Source organism: Collimonas sp. (genome assembly GCF_035566375.1).
Classification (GTDB): domain Bacteria; phylum Pseudomonadota; class Gammaproteobacteria; order Burkholderiales; family Burkholderiaceae_D; genus Collimonas.
Genome location: NZ_DATMRK010000010.1, coordinates 22,466 through 40,490 on the forward strand (window position 1 = coordinate 22,466; position 18,025 = coordinate 40,490).

General features: G+C 56.9%; 14 protein-coding genes. 3 read left to right on the forward strand and 11 right to left on the reverse strand.

Going from position 1 to position 18,025, the window contains the following annotated elements; all coding sequences use genetic code 11:
- Positions 1 to 69 precede the first annotated feature (69 nt).
- The 10 genes from VNZ60_RS02185 to VNZ60_RS02230 all read right to left on the reverse strand — a co-directional run bounded on the left by VNZ60_RS02185 (position 70) and on the right by VNZ60_RS02230 (position 14,705).
- Positions 70 to 1,764, reverse strand: coding sequence for a long-chain fatty acid--CoA ligase (locus tag VNZ60_RS02185; protein WP_325656734.1), 1,695 nt, complete (start codon positions 1,762 to 1,764; stop codon positions 70 to 72).
- Between the two features lie 94 nt (positions 1,765 to 1,858).
- Positions 1,859 to 4,486 (reverse strand): alpha/beta fold hydrolase, encoded by a 2,628-nt coding sequence (locus VNZ60_RS02190; RefSeq protein ID WP_325656736.1) that lies wholly within the window; start codon positions 4,484 to 4,486, stop codon positions 1,859 to 1,861.
- 188 nt (positions 4,487 to 4,674) lie between these two features.
- The gene (locus VNZ60_RS02195) at positions 4,675 to 5,727 is read right to left on the reverse strand and encodes an aminopeptidase (RefSeq protein WP_325656738.1); all 1,053 of its coding nucleotides are present in this window, start codon (positions 5,725 to 5,727) and stop codon (positions 4,675 to 4,677) included.
- A complete protein-coding gene (locus VNZ60_RS02200) occupies positions 5,724 to 7,829 on the reverse strand; it encodes a molybdopterin-containing oxidoreductase family protein (protein WP_325656740.1) in 2,106 nt (701 codons plus the stop codon). The genes VNZ60_RS02195 and VNZ60_RS02200 overlap by 4 nt, the downstream gene beginning before the upstream one ends.
- Positions 7,830 to 7,908: 79 nt before the next feature.
- Positions 7,909 to 9,114 (reverse strand): acetylornithine deacetylase, encoded by a 1,206-nt coding sequence (gene argE / locus VNZ60_RS02205; RefSeq protein WP_325656742.1) that lies wholly within the window; start codon positions 9,112 to 9,114, stop codon positions 7,909 to 7,911.
- Positions 9,115 to 9,124: 10 nt separating this feature from the next.
- Positions 9,125 to 10,162: an ABC transporter ATP-binding protein gene (locus VNZ60_RS02210; RefSeq protein WP_325656744.1), complete on the reverse strand. Its 1,038-nt coding sequence runs from the start codon at positions 10,160 to 10,162 to the stop codon at positions 9,125 to 9,127.
- Positions 10,159 to 11,148 (reverse strand): ABC transporter ATP-binding protein, encoded by a 990-nt coding sequence (locus tag VNZ60_RS02215; RefSeq protein WP_325656746.1) that lies wholly within the window; start codon positions 11,146 to 11,148, stop codon positions 10,159 to 10,161. The genes VNZ60_RS02210 and VNZ60_RS02215 overlap by 4 nt, the downstream gene beginning before the upstream one ends.
- A gap of 18 nt (positions 11,149 to 11,166) precedes the next feature.
- Positions 11,167 to 12,072: an ABC transporter permease gene (locus VNZ60_RS02220; RefSeq protein ID WP_325656748.1), complete on the reverse strand. Its 906-nt coding sequence runs from the start codon at positions 12,070 to 12,072 to the stop codon at positions 11,167 to 11,169.
- 1 nt (position 12,073) lies between these two features.
- Positions 12,074 to 13,051, reverse strand: coding sequence for an ABC transporter permease (locus tag VNZ60_RS02225; RefSeq protein ID WP_325656750.1), 978 nt, complete (start codon positions 13,049 to 13,051; stop codon positions 12,074 to 12,076).
- A gap of 67 nt (positions 13,052 to 13,118) precedes the next feature.
- Entirely contained in the window at positions 13,119 to 14,705 is a 1,587-nt protein-coding gene (locus tag VNZ60_RS02230) for an ABC transporter substrate-binding protein (RefSeq protein ID WP_414648761.1), read from the reverse strand.
- Positions 14,706 to 14,831: 126 nt separating this feature from the next.
- Here VNZ60_RS02230 and VNZ60_RS02235 point away from each other — a divergent pair, with 126 nt between their 5' ends.
- From VNZ60_RS02235 to VNZ60_RS02245, 3 genes are all read left to right on the forward strand, one after another.
- The gene (locus tag VNZ60_RS02235) at positions 14,832 to 16,025 is read left to right on the forward strand and encodes a M20 aminoacylase family protein (RefSeq protein WP_325656752.1); all 1,194 of its coding nucleotides are present in this window, start codon (positions 14,832 to 14,834) and stop codon (positions 16,023 to 16,025) included.
- 91 nt (positions 16,026 to 16,116) lie between these two features.
- Positions 16,117 to 17,004 carry an SMP-30/gluconolactonase/LRE family protein gene (locus VNZ60_RS02240; protein WP_325656754.1) on the forward strand — a complete coding sequence of 296 codons (888 nt, stop codon included), beginning with the start codon at positions 16,117 to 16,119 and terminating at the stop codon, positions 17,002 to 17,004.
- Between the two features lie 190 nt (positions 17,005 to 17,194).
- Positions 17,195 to 17,743, forward strand: a complete 549-nt coding sequence (locus tag VNZ60_RS02245) for an acyloxyacyl hydrolase (RefSeq protein WP_325656756.1) — start codon at positions 17,195 to 17,197, stop codon at positions 17,741 to 17,743.
- On the opposite strand, the gene VNZ60_RS02250 is transcribed toward VNZ60_RS02245, so the two are convergent.
- A partial coding sequence (locus tag VNZ60_RS02250) for a hypothetical protein (protein WP_325656758.1) occupies positions 17,740 to 18,025 on the reverse strand: 286 nt, incomplete at its 5' end. The genes VNZ60_RS02245 and VNZ60_RS02250 overlap by 4 nt on opposite strands.

The following is an 18,025-nucleotide window of genomic DNA, read 5'->3' on the forward strand; positions in this document are numbered from 1 at the left end:
CGTCTGGCACATCCGGGGTTTTCACTTCAGAAGCGTGGCGTCCGGCAAGATGCCACTTTCCTTGCAAACTCAGGCGGCTTGTTTTTGCTCAGCCGGCTTTTCGTCGCGCAATTCACGGCGCAGAATCTTGCCGACATTGGTCTTCGGCAAATCGCTGCGGAACTCGATATATTTCGGCCGCTTGTAACCAGTCAGCTGCTCACGGCAATACGCCATCAGTTGCTCAGCCGTCAGCGACGGATCTTTGCGCACCACAAAAATTTTCACTACTTCACCGGCATGCTCGTCCGGCACGCCAACGCAAGCGCATTCCAACACGCCAGGATGCTGCGCTACCACGCCTTCGACTTCATTCGGATACACATTGAAACCGGATACCAGGATCATGTCTTTCTTGCGATCAACAATCTTGGTGTAACCGCGTTCATCCATGATGCCGATATCGCCGGATTTGAAAAAGCCGTCGGCCGTCATGACCTTGGCGGTTTCGTCGTCACGATTCCAGTAACCGCGCATCACCTGCGGACCGCGAATCGCGATTTCACCCGGCTGACCCAACGCTACCGGATTACCGGCGTCGTCCAGAATCGCGATCTCGGTCGACGGCAATGGCAAGCCGATGGTGCCGCTGTATTCAGTGATGGTGCATGGATTGGCGCTGGCGATAGGCGAAGTTTCCGACAAGCCGTAGCCTTCGATAATCGGGCAACCTGTGACTTCTTTCCACTTGTCCGCAACCGCCTTTTGCACTGCCATGCCGCCGCCGACGCAGACCCGGTAACCGGAGAAATCCAGCTTGGCAAAATCGGGATGATTCAACAAGGCGTTGTACAGCGTATTCACCGCTGGAAAAGTATTGATCTGGTACTTAGACATTTCCTTGATCAAACCCGCGATATCGCGCGGATTCGGGATCAGCAGATTCAAGGCGCCCTCACGCATGCCGAGCAAGCTGCAAACCGTCAATGCAAAGATGTGATACAGCGGCAAGGCACAGACAAAAGCCAGTTGCTCGATTTTCGGACCGCTAGCCAAACCAGGCGAGAGCCAGGCTTCCGCCTGCAGCACGTTGGCCACCACGTTGCGATGGGTCAGCGTTGCGCCTTTGGAGACGCCGGTAGTACCGCCTGTGTATTGCAGGAAGGCGACATCGTCCGGCGTCAGCGTCAGCGGTTTCAATTGCAGCGAGGACGCTTGCGACAATACGCTGTTGAACGGAACGGAACCCGGCAAAGAGAAACTCGGCACCATTTTCTTGACATGGCGCACCACCAGATTCACCAGCAAGCCTTTCACGCCCATCAGGTCGCCCATGCTGGCGACCACCACATGCTTGATCTTGGTCCGCGCGATGACCTGCTGCAGGGTGGTGGCAAAATTTTCGAGGATGAAGATAGCTTCCGCGCCCGAATCATTCAGTTGATGTTCAAGCTCACGCGGCGTGTATAAAGGATTGACGTTGACCACGGTATAACCGGCACGCAAAATCGCGGCAATCGCCACCGGATATTGCAAGACGTTGGGCATCATGATGGCGACTCGCGCACCCTTTTCCAGTCCCTTGCTTTGCAACCAGGCGCCGACTTTGCGAGACAACTGGTCAACCTCGGCATAAGTCAGGGATTTACCCATGCAGGCATAGGCGTTACGCGATGCATACTTCTGGAACGCTTCTTCCAGCAACTGCACCAGGGACTGATATTGGGTGTAGTCAATCTCGGTGGCCACGCCTTCAGGATACGATTTGAGCCAAAATTTATCCATGTTCTGCCTTTAGTCTCTGCTTGTTATAAATGCATTGTTTTTGGCTTGTCTCACTGGAAGAAAACACGCCGATAGGGGAGTATTGCTGCATCCGCTAAAAAAGCACGGTTGTATTTTTTTGTTCTATCGCGATGCTATCGGGCAAAGCCTCCGCATGCAAGCGTTTTGATGCATATTTGAGCAAATCATCGACACTGAGCTCCATGTTGCGGTGCAACAAAACCTCTGCCCGCAGATGGTTGACGCCCTCCTCGTCCGGACTCCATTTCACGTGAGCCAGCGCCACCGCCGGATGCTCGAACAAGACTTCTTCGATCTGTCTTGGAAACACGCGCTGGCCGCCCCGTATCAACATATTACTCTTGCGGTCGATGATGGAAACGAAACCGTCTTCGTCAATGCTGGCAACGTCGCCGGTAGCCAGCCAACCGTCATGCAAGCGCTCCTTGCTTATTTTTCTGGCAATCAGGTTCAATGCCGTCGCGTTGTGTTCGGCGGCGCAGGTGTGGCCCTGATCGTAAGCGGAGAACAACTGCGGCCCGCGCACCCATAGCTCACCCAGCGTATCGCTGGGCAGATCGGCGTCGGTATCCAGATCGACCACTTTCACTTCCGTATCCGGCAATGGCACGCCGACCACTCCCGGATGCCGGCGCGCCGCCAGCGGCATCGCCAGCACCGCCGGCGATGCCTCGGTCAAGCCATAGGCTTCGACCAGCCGACCGCGTGTCAGCTTTTCAAATTCTTCGCGGATTTCCTGCGGCAGCGGCGAACCGCTGACAGCGCAGACCCGGATCGAGGCCAGACCGTAGCGCCGCACGCCCGGCGTGTGCGCCAGTTCGCGCACCATGCGCGGCGTAGTCGGAAAATAGGTCGGCCGCATCTTCTTGACGGTCTTTAACAGCGGCTCCAGCTCGGCTCCCGGCAACAGGATCAGGGTCGCGCCCAGATAAACCCCAAGATGCAACAAACCGGTCAGGCCATAGGCGCTGGATAAGGGTTGCTGCGCCAGGAAACGCTCGTCGCCAGGCCTGGATTCCGGCAGCCAATGCCGCAGCTGCAACGCATTTGCCGCCAGATTGCGATGCGATAGCGCCACCGGCAACGGTGTACCGGTGGCGCCGTAGGTGTAGACCACCACCGCAATGGCGTCGACCTCCTGCGTCAGCTCGGTAGCCGCAACGCTGCCGCGTCCCAGCACTTGCTTGAATTTCAGATAGCGCCGCTCCTGCCTGCGATGCTGTTTGTCCTGGCGGAACCAGGGTAGCCAATGTCCTTCCTGCACATGATGCAAGGCCGCGAACTTGAGTTTTTCGCGCCAGCCCATGTGATCGATCATTGAAGCAAATATCACCCGCCGCAAGCCCGCTGCGCGCCGATCGTTTTGCAGCGCATCGCGCAATTCGTCGTAGCGGTTGGTGGTGATCACCAGCATCACGGCGGTGCTGTCTGCAATCCGCGTCAGCAACACCTCTTTAGGCGTAGCGGCATCGCTGAGAACGGCGACCGCGCCGGCTTTGAGAATACCGAAATAAGCTATCACCAAAGATGGAATATTCGGCAGCGCCAGCAAAACCCTGTCGCCGGGCTTGATGCGCATGTCCAGCAAGCCATGGGCAAAACGATTGGCTTGCCGATCCAGTTCGCGCCAGTCGATCTTGCCGCCGCGATAAAACAGCGCCGTGGTTTTGCCAAAACGCCTGGCGGTCGCTTCCAACAAACGCGGCAACGGCACGGTCGGCATCTTGATGCGGTATGGCGTGCGGGCATCGTAGAATTTCAGCCACGGCCGCTCGGCTTCGAGCTGCTTGCGGGCGGCGCGCCGTTCGGCCTTTTTCTGTGTACGCCGTTCCGCTAGTTCTGACGGATCGGACTGCATCTGCAAAAATCGTTCTATCGCACGATTGACAGCATCGGGTCGCTCCACCATCACCTGATGCGCGGAGACCGGCACCACCACCTCTTCTGCCCCCGGAATCAAACGCGCGATTTCCTTGTACGCTTCTTCATCGAACAAGATATCGCGGTGGCCAAGGATCACCAACGTCGGCACATTGATCGCACGCATGTATTCGGCGCCATCCCACGGCAGCAAGGCATTTTTGTTTTGCAGGTACACCACATGCGACGGTGGATAGATACGGGCAGCGGTGATACCGACATACGGCATCAGTCTGCGCACCATATCAAACACGGTCGGCGGCATGCGCAGCAAGATGCGGCCCGCCAGACGCAAACGGAAGCGTGCTGCCGACGCAATCATGATCAGCGCCGACACACGTTGCGGAAACAGCTTGAGAAAATAGGCGGAGAGTGCGCCGCCGAACGAGTGGCAAACCAGGATGAAACGCGGCGGCAGGTCCAGCTGATCCAGCGCGGCGGCGATATCTGCTACCAGTTCCGGCACATCGTAGCTGGCGCCATCGGCTGCGGTCGGCGCGTCGCTATAGCCATGTCCGCGCAGATCGAGGGCAATCACCCGATAGTCAAGCTGGAACTGCTCAAGCTGATATTCCCAGTAGGCAGCGCGACCGCCAAAGCCGTGGATAAACACCATGGTTGGCTGCTGGTTTCTGGGCCCGGGGCCATTGGATGAGCTCGATTCCGGGCCGGCGTCCAGCACACTCATTTCCAGCACAGAGTCATAGACCCCGTCCCCATTGCGCGCCAGGCGATTGGGCAATTTCAACGTACTGCGATGCAGGTCGGCGTTAAATGTCATCAGGAGCCTGTCGGACTTAGGGGGATCGAAGCGAAAAAATAGCTGGGCGAGGACAGATTTTTCCGGGTTCGCAGTGTCAATAGCAAGCTATTGACCAAGAAGTCGGTGAAATATGGACCGCTCAGGTATTTTTGCAGCCGATCGTCCCTAAGTTCGACAGGCTCACATTATTGTAACCAAGGTGGGTGTTACATGGGCTTGGTTTTTGCCAGCTCCTCCAGCTGCCGATGTCTTTCTTCCTTGCTTAAGGCCGCCAGCTTGGCGACAGCTGCATAAAACTTCTTGAAGGTCTGCTGCTGCGCCAGCAACGCCTTGAAACCTGGAACCAGATCGTAATACGTCGCCACCAATGCCAGATGAGCATTCGACAGCGGTTCGGCAAACCAGCGGTCATAACCGGTGTAGCCGCCCCACTTTGTTTTGAGTACCTGATAATCCGCTTGCAGAGCGAGAAAAATCTCCGCCTTCTGCTGCAATTTCTGCGTATCGCTGAGATCGCTTGCATAGTTGCTTGCAAGCCGTTGCCGATACCGCAGCAGCAGCGCCACGAATTCCTCTTTGCGTCCTTCAAACTGAACGTAAGCGTCGCGCGTTTTCTGATTGCCTACTGCATCCAGCCAGCGTTCGACACCGGCTTGTTCGACGGTGGTTGCAAACGACTCGTTAAATTGGGTATCGCCTTTTGCGTATACCGTCTGATGCGCCAGCTCATGAAAAATCAGGCGCGCCACTTCGCCGTCCGGATAGCGGATAAAGGTTGATAACAGCGGGTCGTTAAACCAGCCGAGCGTGGAATAGGCAGGCACGCCATTGACCTGCACGTCGTAGCCTTGCTGTCGTAAGCCGGCGGCGAATTTCCGTGCCGCGCTCTGACTGAAATAACCGCGATAATTGACGCAGCCGGCAATCGGGAAACACCATTGCTTGGGCTCCAGCGAAAGGGCCGGCGTCGCTACCACATTCCATAGCGCGAACGGCCGTTGCAGATCAGCGTATTCGGTATAACTGCGATTGTCCGGCAGACTCAAATCGCTCACCGCAAAACGGCGCATTTGCTTGGTACGTTCCAGTTTGGCTTTGAGGCCGGCGTCAACGCTGGGATCGGTTAACCAATCGTCAATCGGATGCGCTCGGTCGAGCAAGGAAAAATGGCCGTTTGCGGCTTGTCCGTAGTAGGCAAGCTGGGCGCAACCGGCTGCCAGCACGGCTAACAGCAAAACCGTGAGCAGCCGCGCGTTCATACGGCGGCACTATCTCCGGCCGCGACTTTTTCCACTTCCACCAACACATCGTAGAAGGTCGGCGCCCGGCCCATGTCGGTGAGTCGCTGGCTAGTCACTTCGTTGGCATTCTTGCCGTCGCTGGCCATTTTTTTCCACCAGATCGACAAGCCCACCACCAGGCCGATCCTGGCCTTGTCCGTCACTCTCAGCCTGGCATTGAAACTGCCGCGGTCGTTATAGATACGCACGGTGTCGCCGCTGGACAAGGCTCTTGCTTCGGCGTCGGCTGGATGCATGTCCAGATGCGGCTCGCCTTCGGTGTCGCGCAAGCTTTTAACGTTAACGAAACTGGAGTTGAGAAAATTACGCGCCGGCGGTGAAATCATCGCCAGCGGATATTTCCCGGCCAGCTCGGGATTGCTGGCCCGCGATTCATACGGCGCGATATAAGTCGGCAAAGGATCGAGTCCGTCTTTCAGCATTTGCGCACTGTAGAATTCGCATTTGCCAGACGGCGTTGGGAAGCCGCCGTTGGCAAACGGCGCATCCGGTACGTTCAGTTTTTGCCAGCCCTTTTGCTTCAGCGCATCCCAATCGAAATGGACCGCGTGAAGATTCTTGCGGTCGAAAGCTTGCGCCGCAATTTCATCGTCGCTCTCGCGGAAGCTGGCGTCGTCGAAACCCATGCGCGCCGCCAGCAGGCGGAAAATTTCGGTATTCGGTTTGGCCTCGCCGAGCGGCGTAATCGCGGCATTATTTGCCAGCATGTACAGATGGCCGTATGCCGAATGGGCGTCCACATGCTCCAGCTGAGTGGTCGCCGGCAACACGATGTCGGCGTAGTCGGCGGTATCGGTTTGAAAATGTTCCAGCACCACGGTGAATAAATCTTCACGCGCGAAACCACGCGCGACGACACTTGATTCCGGCGCTACCGCTACCGGATTCGAGTTATACACGATCAGGGCTTCGATTTTCGGGCCGAACTCTGGTGAGGCTTCGCGCAACAGATCGTCACCGATGGTGCTCATGTTGATGGTGCGCGGCGCCAGTCCCTGCTTAGTCAGGAAATCAGGGCGCTGCAGGACTTGGTTATTCTTCGGAAAACTGTCCGAGGCCGACAATTGAACGCCGCCGGCAGCATGACGCCAGGCGCCGACCAGGGCCGGCAGGCAAGTGATATTGCGTACCGCCATACCGCCGCCATGCACGCGCTGCAAACCATAATTCACGCGAATCGCCGCCGCTTCGCCGCGTTGCGCCGCACCGCCATAAGTGCGCGCCAGCTCCAGCACTTCCTCGGCGCTGATGCCGCACACTTCAGCCGTCTTCTCTGGCGTCCATGCCGACACTTGCTGTTTCAACTGCTCGAAACCTAGCGTGTATTGCGCGATGTAGTCGTGATCCAGCAGGTCTTCAGCAATCAGCACATGCATCATGCCGAGCGCCAGCGCTGAATCGGTACCGGGCAGCAAGGCGATATGCTGATGGCATTTGTCCGCGCTTAAGGAGCGGTAAGGATCAATCGCGATCAGTTTGGCGCCGCGCCGCTTGGCTTCCTGTGCGCGCATCCAGAAATGCAGATTGGAGGCGATCGGATTGCCGCCCCAGATCAGGATCAGCTTGGCGTTCTGGAATTGTTCGAGGTCGGTGCCGATCCTGGCGCCTATCGTATATTTGTAGCCGGCGCCGCCAGCCGCAGCGCAAATGGTGCGGTCCAGCAGCGAAGCGCCGATGCGGTTGAAAAAGCGCATCGACATCGATTCGCCCTGCACCAGGCCCATGGTGCCGGCGTAGCTGTAAGGCAGGATGGCTTGCGGATTGCGGGCGGCGATCGCGCCCAGCCGTTCGGCAATCGTGGCGATCGCCTCATCCCAGCTGATCTGTACGAATTTCCCTTCGCCTTTTTTTCCGACCCGCTTGAGCGGATGCAGCAGGCGGTCCTTGTGATAAGTCCGTTCGGTATAGCGCGATACCTTGGTGCAGAGCACACCGGCGGTAGTCGGATGATCCGGATCGCCGCGGACTTCGGTGGCGACGCCATCGGTGACGGTCACCAACAGCGCGCAGGTATCGGGGCAATCGTGCGGGCAGGCGGCACGGACAATCGAAGTAGTCATAATGTTATCGGAACCAAGGCGCTTCAATCCGCTACTTTAGCAAAATCCAGTGAAACAAGATGGATTTGATGACTTCTGCTTATTTTGCGACTTTCAGCTGCATTTCCGGGTCCATCAAGCGCAGCATGAAAGCTTCGCACTGCGCAACTTGTTCCAGCGCAACAAATTCATTCGGCCGATGCGCCTGTTCGATGCTGCCGGGGCCGCAAACCACGGTCGGAATGCCGGCTCGTTGAAACAAGCCCGCTTCGGTGCCGTAGGAAACCGCGCCGTTCGGCTTGTTGCGCGCCAAGGCTGCCGCCAGTTGCACCACGGCGTCGCTCTCTTGCATGCTCAAGCCAGGCGCCGACGCCAGCCATTCGAAATCGATGGCTGCGTTTGGCTCGACTCTTTGCATCTCTGGCAACAATGTGGCGGCGAAACCTTGAATTTCTTTATACAGATGCTCGACGTCGATGCCCGGCATGGTGCGGGCTTCAAATTCGAACTTGCAATCCTTGGGCACGATATTCGACGCCAGCCCGCCGTGTATCAGCCCGGTCTGCATGGTGGTGTAGGGCACGGTGAAGCCGTAATCGCGGGTTTCCAGTTGCGCAAAACGATCTGCCATCTGACGGATATAGACGATGATGCGCGCCGCGTACTCGATCGAATTGACGCCCATGGTGGTGTAACTGGAATGCGCTTCGCGGCCGCGGATGCAACAACGAAAGCGATGCGTGCCCTTATGCGCGATGATCGGCTGCATCGAGGTCGGTTCACCGACAATGCAACCCGCCGGCTGCAATCCCAGTTCTTGCAAATCCTTGATCAATCCTTGCACGCCGATGCAACCCACTTCCTCGTCATACGACAAGGCGAAGTGCAGCGGTGCGGCCATCCCGGCGGCCAGGAATTGCGGCGCCAGCGCCAGGGCGGTGGCGATATAACTCTTCATGTCGGCCGAGCCACGGCCGTACAGCAGACCATCCTTGACGGTGGCCTTGAACGGATCGGTATCCCAGGCCTGGCCGTCGACCGGCACGACGTCGGTATGGCCAGACAAGATCAAGCCGGGTTTAGGGCCTTCGCCCAAGGTTGCAAACAGATTGGCTTTCTTGCCGCTAGCGTCGTAGGTCAAACGTGACTTGACGCCGAGGCCGGCCAGGTAATCGCGGGTCCATTCGATCAAGCCCAGGTTGGAATCGCGCGATACGGTCTGGAAAGCAATCAGGCGTTCGATCATTGCCATGACGTCGGCCGAAGGAGTCAGTCCGGCATTGTTCAAAGTATTCAAGGTGTTCATATCGTGTCCTCTAAGCCGTACCATCGTTCAGATGGCAGGCGGAAAAATGGTTGACGCTGATTTCTCTCAATTCCGGCTTTTCTACTTTACAGCGCGGCATCGCATGCGGACAGCGCGGGTGGAAATGGCAGCCCGACGGCGGATGCAGCGGCGATGGGATTTCTCCCTTTACCGCAAAAAATTCCGTGCGCCGGACTTCCAGCTTGGGTGCCGACGCCAGCAGCGCCTGCGTATACGGATGATTGGCGCGGGTAAATATCGAATCAGCCGCGGCCGATTCGACGATACGGCCAAGATACATGATTACCACTCGATCCGACAAATGGCGAACCACGCCCAGGTCGTGGCTGATGAATAAATAGGTCAGATCCAGTTCGTCGCGCAACTTGATGAACAGATTCAACACCTGAGCCTGAATCGACACATCCAGCGCTGCCACTGCTTCATCGCAGACCAGGAACTCCGGCTTGACCGCGAGCGCTCGTGCGATGCCCACGCGCGCCCGTTGGCCGCCGGAAAATTGATGCGGAAAACGGCGCAGCATGGCAGCGTCCAAGCCAACCCGTTGCAGCAAGCTTTCAACGTAGTCGCGCTGTTGCGATGCGTCGACCAAACCATGCACCAGCGGTGCTTCGCCGACGATATCCTGCACTCGCATGCGCGGATTCAGCGATGCATAAGGATCCTGAAAAATCATCTGGATCGCCAGCTGCTTCTTGCGCCTTTCAGCGACGTCGAGCTGCTCCAGCGATTGCCCTTTCCAGAGCCGCGTGCCGGCCGTGAGGCTATGCAAGCCGACTGCCATCCTCCCCAACGTCGACTTGCCGCAACCGGATTCGCCAACCAGTCCGACCACCTCACCGCGTCTGATACTCAGGCTCACCTGGTCCACCGCATGCACCACTTCCTGCTGCATGCCGGCGCCGAACAGGTTGGCGATCCTGGCCGCGCTGTCGAGCGTCTTGACGAACTGCTTGCTGACCGCCCGCAGTTCCAGCAGGCCGCTGGGCGATGGTTGTTCCAAGTTATTGTCTGCTACATGATTCATGACACCACCTCGGCAACGCTATCCCGCAACGGATGGAAGCAACGCAGCATGCGTTGTTCCACTTCGCGCAATTGCGGCGTCTGCTGGCACTCGGCGGTTGCATGCGCGCAGCGCGTGCGAAATGCGCAACCGTCCGGCAGATTCAGCAGCGATGGCGTCATCCCGGGGATTTGCTGCAGCGGCTGGCCGCGTGGATTGCGCGACGGCGCCGACGCAATCAAACCGTAGGTGTATGGATGACGCGGATGATCCAGTACTTGCTGTACCGTGCCGCTTTCGACGATGCGGCCGGCGTACATTACCGATACCGTATCGGCTAACCCTGCCACTACCGACAGATCGTGCGTGATCCAGATCAACGCCGTGCCGGACTCGCGACACAGCTTCTGCATCTCATACAGGATCTGCCCTTGTATCGTCACGTCCAGCGCCGTGGTCGGTTCGTCACAGATAATCAGGTCGGGCTGATTGAGCAAGGCAATCGCAATCGCCACGCGCTGCCGCATGCCGCCGGAAAATTGATGAGGATAAGCTTGCAGCCGTTCGTCCGGCGACGCAATACCAACCCGTACCAGCGCTTCGCGCGACATCTCGCGCGCTACCATCCGGCTGACATCCTGATGCGCCCGCACTGCTTCCATCATTTGAGTATCGATGCGCAGCACCGGATTCAGGGTCATCATCGGGTCTTGAAATATCATAGCGATCCGATTGCCGCGAATCTTGCGCATGGCTTCTGCCGGCAAGTCGCGCAGATTTTTTCCTTGCAGCAGAATTTCGCCGCCGACGATTTTTCCCGGCGCATCGACCAGGCCCATGATCGAATATCCGGTCATCGATTTGCCGGATCCCGATTCGCCGACCAAGCCCATTATTTCTCCGCGCTTGACCGAAAACGATACCTGGTCAACCGCCTTGACCAGTCCGGCCCGGGTGGCAAACTGGGTCTGCAGATTATTGACGACCAGTGTCGTTGTATTGTCCATGACTGGTTCTATAGCGGCTTATTGTGTTTGCAAGCGTGGATTGAGGACGTCGCGCAACTGGTCTGCCACCAGATTGATGGTCACCACAGTCACCAACAGCGCAATGCCGGGAAACACGCTGATCCAGTATTTGCCGGATAGCAGATATTGAAAGCCGTTGGCAATCAGCAAACCAAGCGACGGCTCCGTGATCGGCAAGCCAAGGCCGAGGAAAGACAATGTCGCTTCCAGCGAGATCGCCGACGCCACCTGCAGGGCGGCAACCACGATCAGCGGCGGCAGGCAGTTGGGCAGCAGATGGCGGAACATTATCCGCAACGGCGACAGGCCGAGCGCCGTGGCGGCTTCGATGTATTCTTTCTTGCGCTCTACCAGCGCCGCGCTGCGCGTGGTGCGCGCGTAATAGGCCCACTGCACCGCCACCAGAGCGATGATGATTTTGTCGATGCCGCGCCCGGTCAAGGCCAGCAAAATCAAGGCGATCAGGATAGGCGGAAACGATAGCTGAATATCGGCAACCCGCATGATGAAAGCTTCGATGCGGCCGTCGGCGTAACCGGCCAGCAATCCTAGCGTCAAGCCCAGCGACAGCGCGATGATAGTGCTGACGACACCGACCATCACCGAAATGCGGATGCCGTACAAAATCGCCGACAACATATCGCGGCCCTGGTCGTCGGTGCCGAGCAGATAGGTCATGCTGGCATCGACCGATTTCTGCCCCGGCTCCAGGCGTGAATCCATCACGTCCAGCTTGGCCAGGTCGTAGGGATTCTGCGGCGAGATGGCAGGCGCGAAGATCGCCGCCAGCACAATCAATACCAGCAGCACGAACCCTGCAGTGGCAATTTTACTGCCGAAAAAATTTCGCGCAAAGCGTTGCCACGGCGTCTCTGCAACTTCGAAGGCTGGTGTCAGTTCCATATCAACCTTTGCTTTCTGCCAGGCGCACGCGCGGATCGAGCGCAGAGTACAACATGTCCACCACCAGATTGATCAGGATAAAAATTGTGACGATCAACAGCAGATAGGCGACGATCACCGGGCGGTCAAGCACGCGGATCGAGTCGATAATCAGCTTGCCCATGCCGGGCCAGGCAAACACGGTTTCGGTGACGATGGAGAAGGCAATGATCGAACCGAACTGCAGCGCAACCACGGTGACGATCGGGATCAAAATATTCTTCAATACGTGGACGCCGATGATGCGGCTGTTGCGCAAGCCCTTGGCGCGAGCAAATTTGACATAGTCCTGCATCAGCGCCTCCTGTGCGCCGGAGCGCGTCAAGCGGATCACTAAAGCGATGTTGAACAGAGCCAGGTTGAAGGCCGGCATCAGCAAATGCCGCAGGCCGTCCCAGCTCAGAAAGCTGACCGGCACACCGAACAGTAATTGCGTTTCGCCGCGGCCGCTGGTGGGCAACCAGCCTAGTTGCACCGCGAACACCATGATCAGCATCAGACCGACCCAAAAAGTCGGCAATGAAAATCCAAGGATGGACACCGCCATGATGGCTTTACCGACCACGCCATTCGGCCGCAACCCGGCGAGCAGACCCAAGGGCAGGCCCAGCACGATGGAAAGCAGGATCGCCGCCGAAGACAGTTCCAGCGTGGCCGGCATGCGTTCGAAAATCAGGGTCAAGGCCGGTGTCGAATAGGCAAACGAACGGCCCAGATCGCCGCCCGCCGCGTTCTTCAGGAAAATGAAATATTGCAGCCAGAGCGGCTTGTCGAGGCCGAAGGCGACGATCACCTTGGCGCGTTCGATCTGGTCGGCATCGGGACTGATTAGCACGTCGATCGGATTGCCGATCGCATACACTCCGATAAATACCAGCAGTGACATGACCAGCAGCACGACCAGGCTCTGTAATACACGGCGGATGATAAAAGCCAGCATCGTTTATCCTAAATTCATCCATAAAAAATCCGCTCGCCACCGTCGATGAGCGGATGCCGCGCGATTTTTACTGTGGGTAAAATCCGTAAGCGTGAGTGCGCTCATCGGTACGCGGGATATATACGATACCTTTTTTTGTGGCCCATGTGGTCACTTGCTGATGAATCGGGATCACGCCGCCATCATCGATGACGATTGCGGTGGCCTCTTGCAGCAAGCGTGAGCGCTCCTTGTCATCGACGCTGATCAGGGCCTTGGCCAGCACCGCATCCATTTTCGGATTGCAATATTTCAGCCAGTTGACGGCGCCCATGCCTTTTGCCGGATTGTCGCAAGCCACCATCGCCCGCAGCGGCGACGATACCTCACCGGTCTGTGCACCCCAGCCCAGCAAGCCGATCGAATACTCGCTCTTGGCGCCGCGTGCGGAATACACTGACATCGGCGCGCCCTCGACCTTGGTGGCAATGCCGATGCGCGACCACATCTGGGCGATGGTCTGTGCGATTTTTTCATCGTTGATGTAGCGGTTATTCGGCGTATGCAAGGTCAAGCCGAAACCGTTGGGATAGCCGGCCTCGGCCAGCAACTTCTTCGCGGCTTCGGGATCGTATTTGGGCGGTTTGAGATTCGGATTGTGACCAAACAAGGCTGCCGGCACCAGATTATTAGTCGGTTCCGACAACCCTTCCATGACCCTATCGCGAATTGCGTCGCGGTTGATGGCGATCGACAATGCGCGACGCACTCGCACATCCTGTAGCGGATTCTTGTCCAGGGGCTTGCCGTCCTTGTCGGTGACGAATGGCGATTTTTCACGACGGGTATCGGCATACAGGTAAATCACGCGGTGCGATACCTTGGAATAGAAACTCAGGTTTTTGTCCGCCCTGACTTTCGCCAGGTCCGGCGTCGGCACGTTTTCGATTGCCTGCACGTCCCCGGCCAGCAAGGCCGCCAGGCGGGTCGCATCGTTTGGAATGAAACGCAGGGTGACCTTGCTCCAGGCCGGCTTCTTGCCCCAGTAATCGTTATTGCGCTCCAGCTCGATGCGGTCGTCACGCTGGAATTTAACGAACTTGAATGGACCGGTGCCAATCATGCCTTTGCCGCTGGCAAAATCGTCGCTGCTGAGCCCTTGCGTGGCTTTTTTTGAAACGATGTAGATCGAGGTCAGGTCGGCCAGGAGCAGCGGATACGGCTCTTTGGTCGTGAGTTGGATGGTATAGGGATCGATGATTTTTTTATTGATGATGGCCTTGGTGTAGGTGTCGAATTTTCCCGGACTGCCGACGATGGTGGCCGGGCGATCCAGGGACCAGGCAACATCCTCAGCCGTCAGCGGGCTGCCATCGTGGAACCTGGCGCCCTTGCGCAGCTTGAATTCCCAAGTCAGATTATTCACCAGTGTCCAGGATTCGGCCAATGCAGGAATGATATGACTGTCGGCGTCCATCGCTACCAATTGCTCGAAGATGTGATCGGAAACGTTGATGTTGGGAAATAAATTATAGAAGTGAGGATCCATCGAAGTTGGCGGAGAACTCATCGCCAGTTTGAATTCCTGTGCGGCGGCTGTCGGCGCGATGGGCGCCAGCAACAGCAGGCAAGAGGTAATCAGAAATACACGCAATCCCATTGCTGGCCATGACATCAGACGCATAATGCTCTCCTGTGAGTGAACACCGACGGACCGTGTAGGCGTAATATACACATTCTGGACTTTACGCCATGCATCATTTTTTTAGGCAAAAGGCGTGCCACATATCAGGAGCACAATATGAATTTGATTGATCCCATCATCGCCTTCCAGGCGGAACTGCAAGCAATCCGACGTGATCTGCACGCACATCCCGAACTCAATTACGAAGAACAACGGACCTCCGATGTGGTGGCCCGCAAACTCACGGAATGGCGGATTCCCATCGTACGCGGCATGGGTGTGACCGGTGTGGTCGGTATCGTTAAAAACGGCAACAGCGACCGTGCGATCGGCCTGCGCGCGGATATGGACGCCTTGCCCATGCAGGAATTGAATACCTTTCCGCATGCCTCCCAGCATCAGGGCAAGATGCACGCTTGCGGGCATGACGGCCACACCGCGATGCTGCTTGGTGCGGCACATCATCTGGCGCAACACCGCAATTTCGACGGTACTGTCTATCTGATTTTCCAGCCGGCCGAAGAAGGCGGCGGTGGTGCGCAACGCATGATCGACGACGGTTTGTTCGAAAAATATCCGATGGAGGCGGTGTTCGGCATGCATAACTGGCCGGGCATGCCGGCTGGCAGTTTTGGTGTGACGCCTGGCCCGATGATGGCTTCCAGTAACGAGTTTGAGGTGATCGTCAAAGGCAAGGGCTCGCACGCTGCGCAACCGCATAAGAGCGTTGATCCGGTGATGGTCGCGGTGCAGATTGCACAGAGCTGGCAGACCATCGTCTCGCGTAATATCAATCCGAATGATCCGGCGGTCTTGTCGGTAACGCAGATTCATAGCGGCAGCGCCACTAACGTGATTCCCGATGAAGCGACGCTGATTGGCACGGTGCGTACGTTCTCGGTTGCAGTGCTGGATGTGATCGAGGCACGCATGCGGGAAATCGCGCAACATACTGGCGCGGCGTTCGGCGCTGACGTCGAGTTCAAATTCCACCGCAATTATCCACCACTGGTGAATCACGCCAAAGAGACTGCGTTCGTGGTTGAGGTGTTGCAGGCAATGGTCGGCAACAGCAATGTGAATCCGCAAGTGGAGCCAACCATGGGCGCAGAGGATTTTGCTTTCATGCTGCAAAACAAGCCGGGCTGTTATGTATTCATCGGTAACGGCGAAGGCTCCCATCGCGATGGCGGCCACGGCCTCGGCCCTTGCAATCTGCACAATGCCAGCTACGACTTTAACGACGACTTGCTGCCGATTGGCGCCAGTTACTGGGTCAATCTTGCGGAATCCTATCTGAAGAAATTGTAATTGCGATACTGCCCTGGCATCTATGCCAAGGCAGCTTTCTCTGGGTCGGTCTGCAACCCGTTCCGCCTTACCTCATCCAATCATCATACTCATGAACCAACTAGAAATCGCCTATGATCAACCTATGCAATTGGGCGAATGCCCGCTGTGGCATCCCGACGAGGCTGCGCTCTACTGGGTAGATATCTCGGCGATGCAAGTACATCGGCTGCGGCCTGGCGACGGTAAGCACGCCATGTGGCAGCTGAATGCCGAACCTGGCTGTATCGGCCGGCATGCCAGCGGTGGCTTGATCGTTGCCATGCGCACCGGTCTGGCGCGTTTGAATACTGACAGTGGTGAATTCACGCAGATTGCCGACGCCCCTTACGACACCGCCACCACACGCTTTAACGATGGCCGTTGCGACGCCGCCGGCCGTTTCTGGGCCGGCACGATTTACGAGCCACGCGATCATGCCGGCGCGCAGCTATATGCAGTTGAAAAGAATATTGTGCGGCCTGCCGGTAATCCCGTGACCGTCTCCAACGGACTCGGATTTAGTGGCGATAGCCGCACGCTCTATCATAGCGACACCACTGCACACAGGATCTGTAGTTACGAGTTTGATTTGGCAACCGGAAAAATTGGCGAAGGCCGCGTGCTGAAGCAATTCGCCATGGATAAGAACGCGCCCGACTACGGCGGCCGCCCGGACGGCGCAGCAGTCGATAGCGAGGATGCTTATTGGTGCGCAATGTACGAAGGCGGCAGGTTGTTGCGCTTGTCGCCCGCAGGCGAGGTGCTGCAGGAGGTGATCTTGCCGGTACGCTGCCCGACCATGATGGCGTTCGGCGGGCCTGACTTGCGTACGCTGTATATCACCAGCGTAAGGGAAAAGCGCAGCGCTGCAGAGCTTGAAAAATACCCCTCATCCGGCTGCATCCTGTCACTCCGGGTCGATGTGCCTGGCAGGATTGAACCCGCTTACGTTGCTTGACTCGGTGCAGACATTCACAGTTTTACGACAGGAATTGCCTGTAGTTCGGCAACGATCCCGGTTTTCGACTATTCTTTAGGGCTGTAGCTGCGCGCCGCGACAAGTTAGATAGCGGCCAGCGCAGCCTTCCATATGAATACCGCGACGACTTGTTTCGCTTTTTTTATTTTCTTACGTTCGAAAGTCTTTCATGCAAAAAAAACAAACCGGACTCAAATTTCTAGCGGCAGCCAGCCTGCTGGCTGGTGTTCACTCAACTAGCTTTGCGGTAGACTCCGCGTCCTTCGAACTGGGTACCGGAAACAAGAGCCAACTGGCCAGAGTTGCCGCCCAGTGGGATTGGAACACAGCATTGTGGCAAGGGAGCAGCACGCAACTCGGTGGTTATTGGGATTTGAGCCTGGCTGAATTCCGTCAAAACCAGTACCAGAATATTCCCGGCCAGAAGAAAAACCTGACTGATATCGGCTTCACGCCGGTGTTCCGCTTCCAGGCCAACGATAAAAAGGGTCTGTACGGAGAAGCCGGGATTGGCGTGCATCTGATGTCACATCTGTATGACAACAATAGCCGTCGTTTCTCCACCGCTTTTGAGTTTGGCGATCATCTCGGCGCTGGCTATGTGTTCAGTAACGGCATTGATGTTGGTCTCAAGTTGCAGCATTTCTCCAATGGCGGCATCAAGAAGCCGAATAGCGGTGCGAACTTCGCGGTGTTGCGGGTAGCTTATCCCTTCTAAATTGGGCCATTAATCCAGATAAAGAAGCAGGATAGATAGGCAGGATATAAGCAGGAAAGCCAGTCGCGAAAGCTGACTGGCTTTTTTTTGCTGAATGCTTGAGGTAGTACACAAAAAATTAACGTATGACGCGGACTATGCAAACCGTCCGCGCAAAGCAAAAACCCTCTGTACGAGAGTACAGAGGGTTTTTTAATAAAAGCCTGACGATGACCTACTTTCACACTGGTTGCAGCACTATCATCGGCGCAAAGTCGTTTCACGGTCCTGTTCGGGATGGGA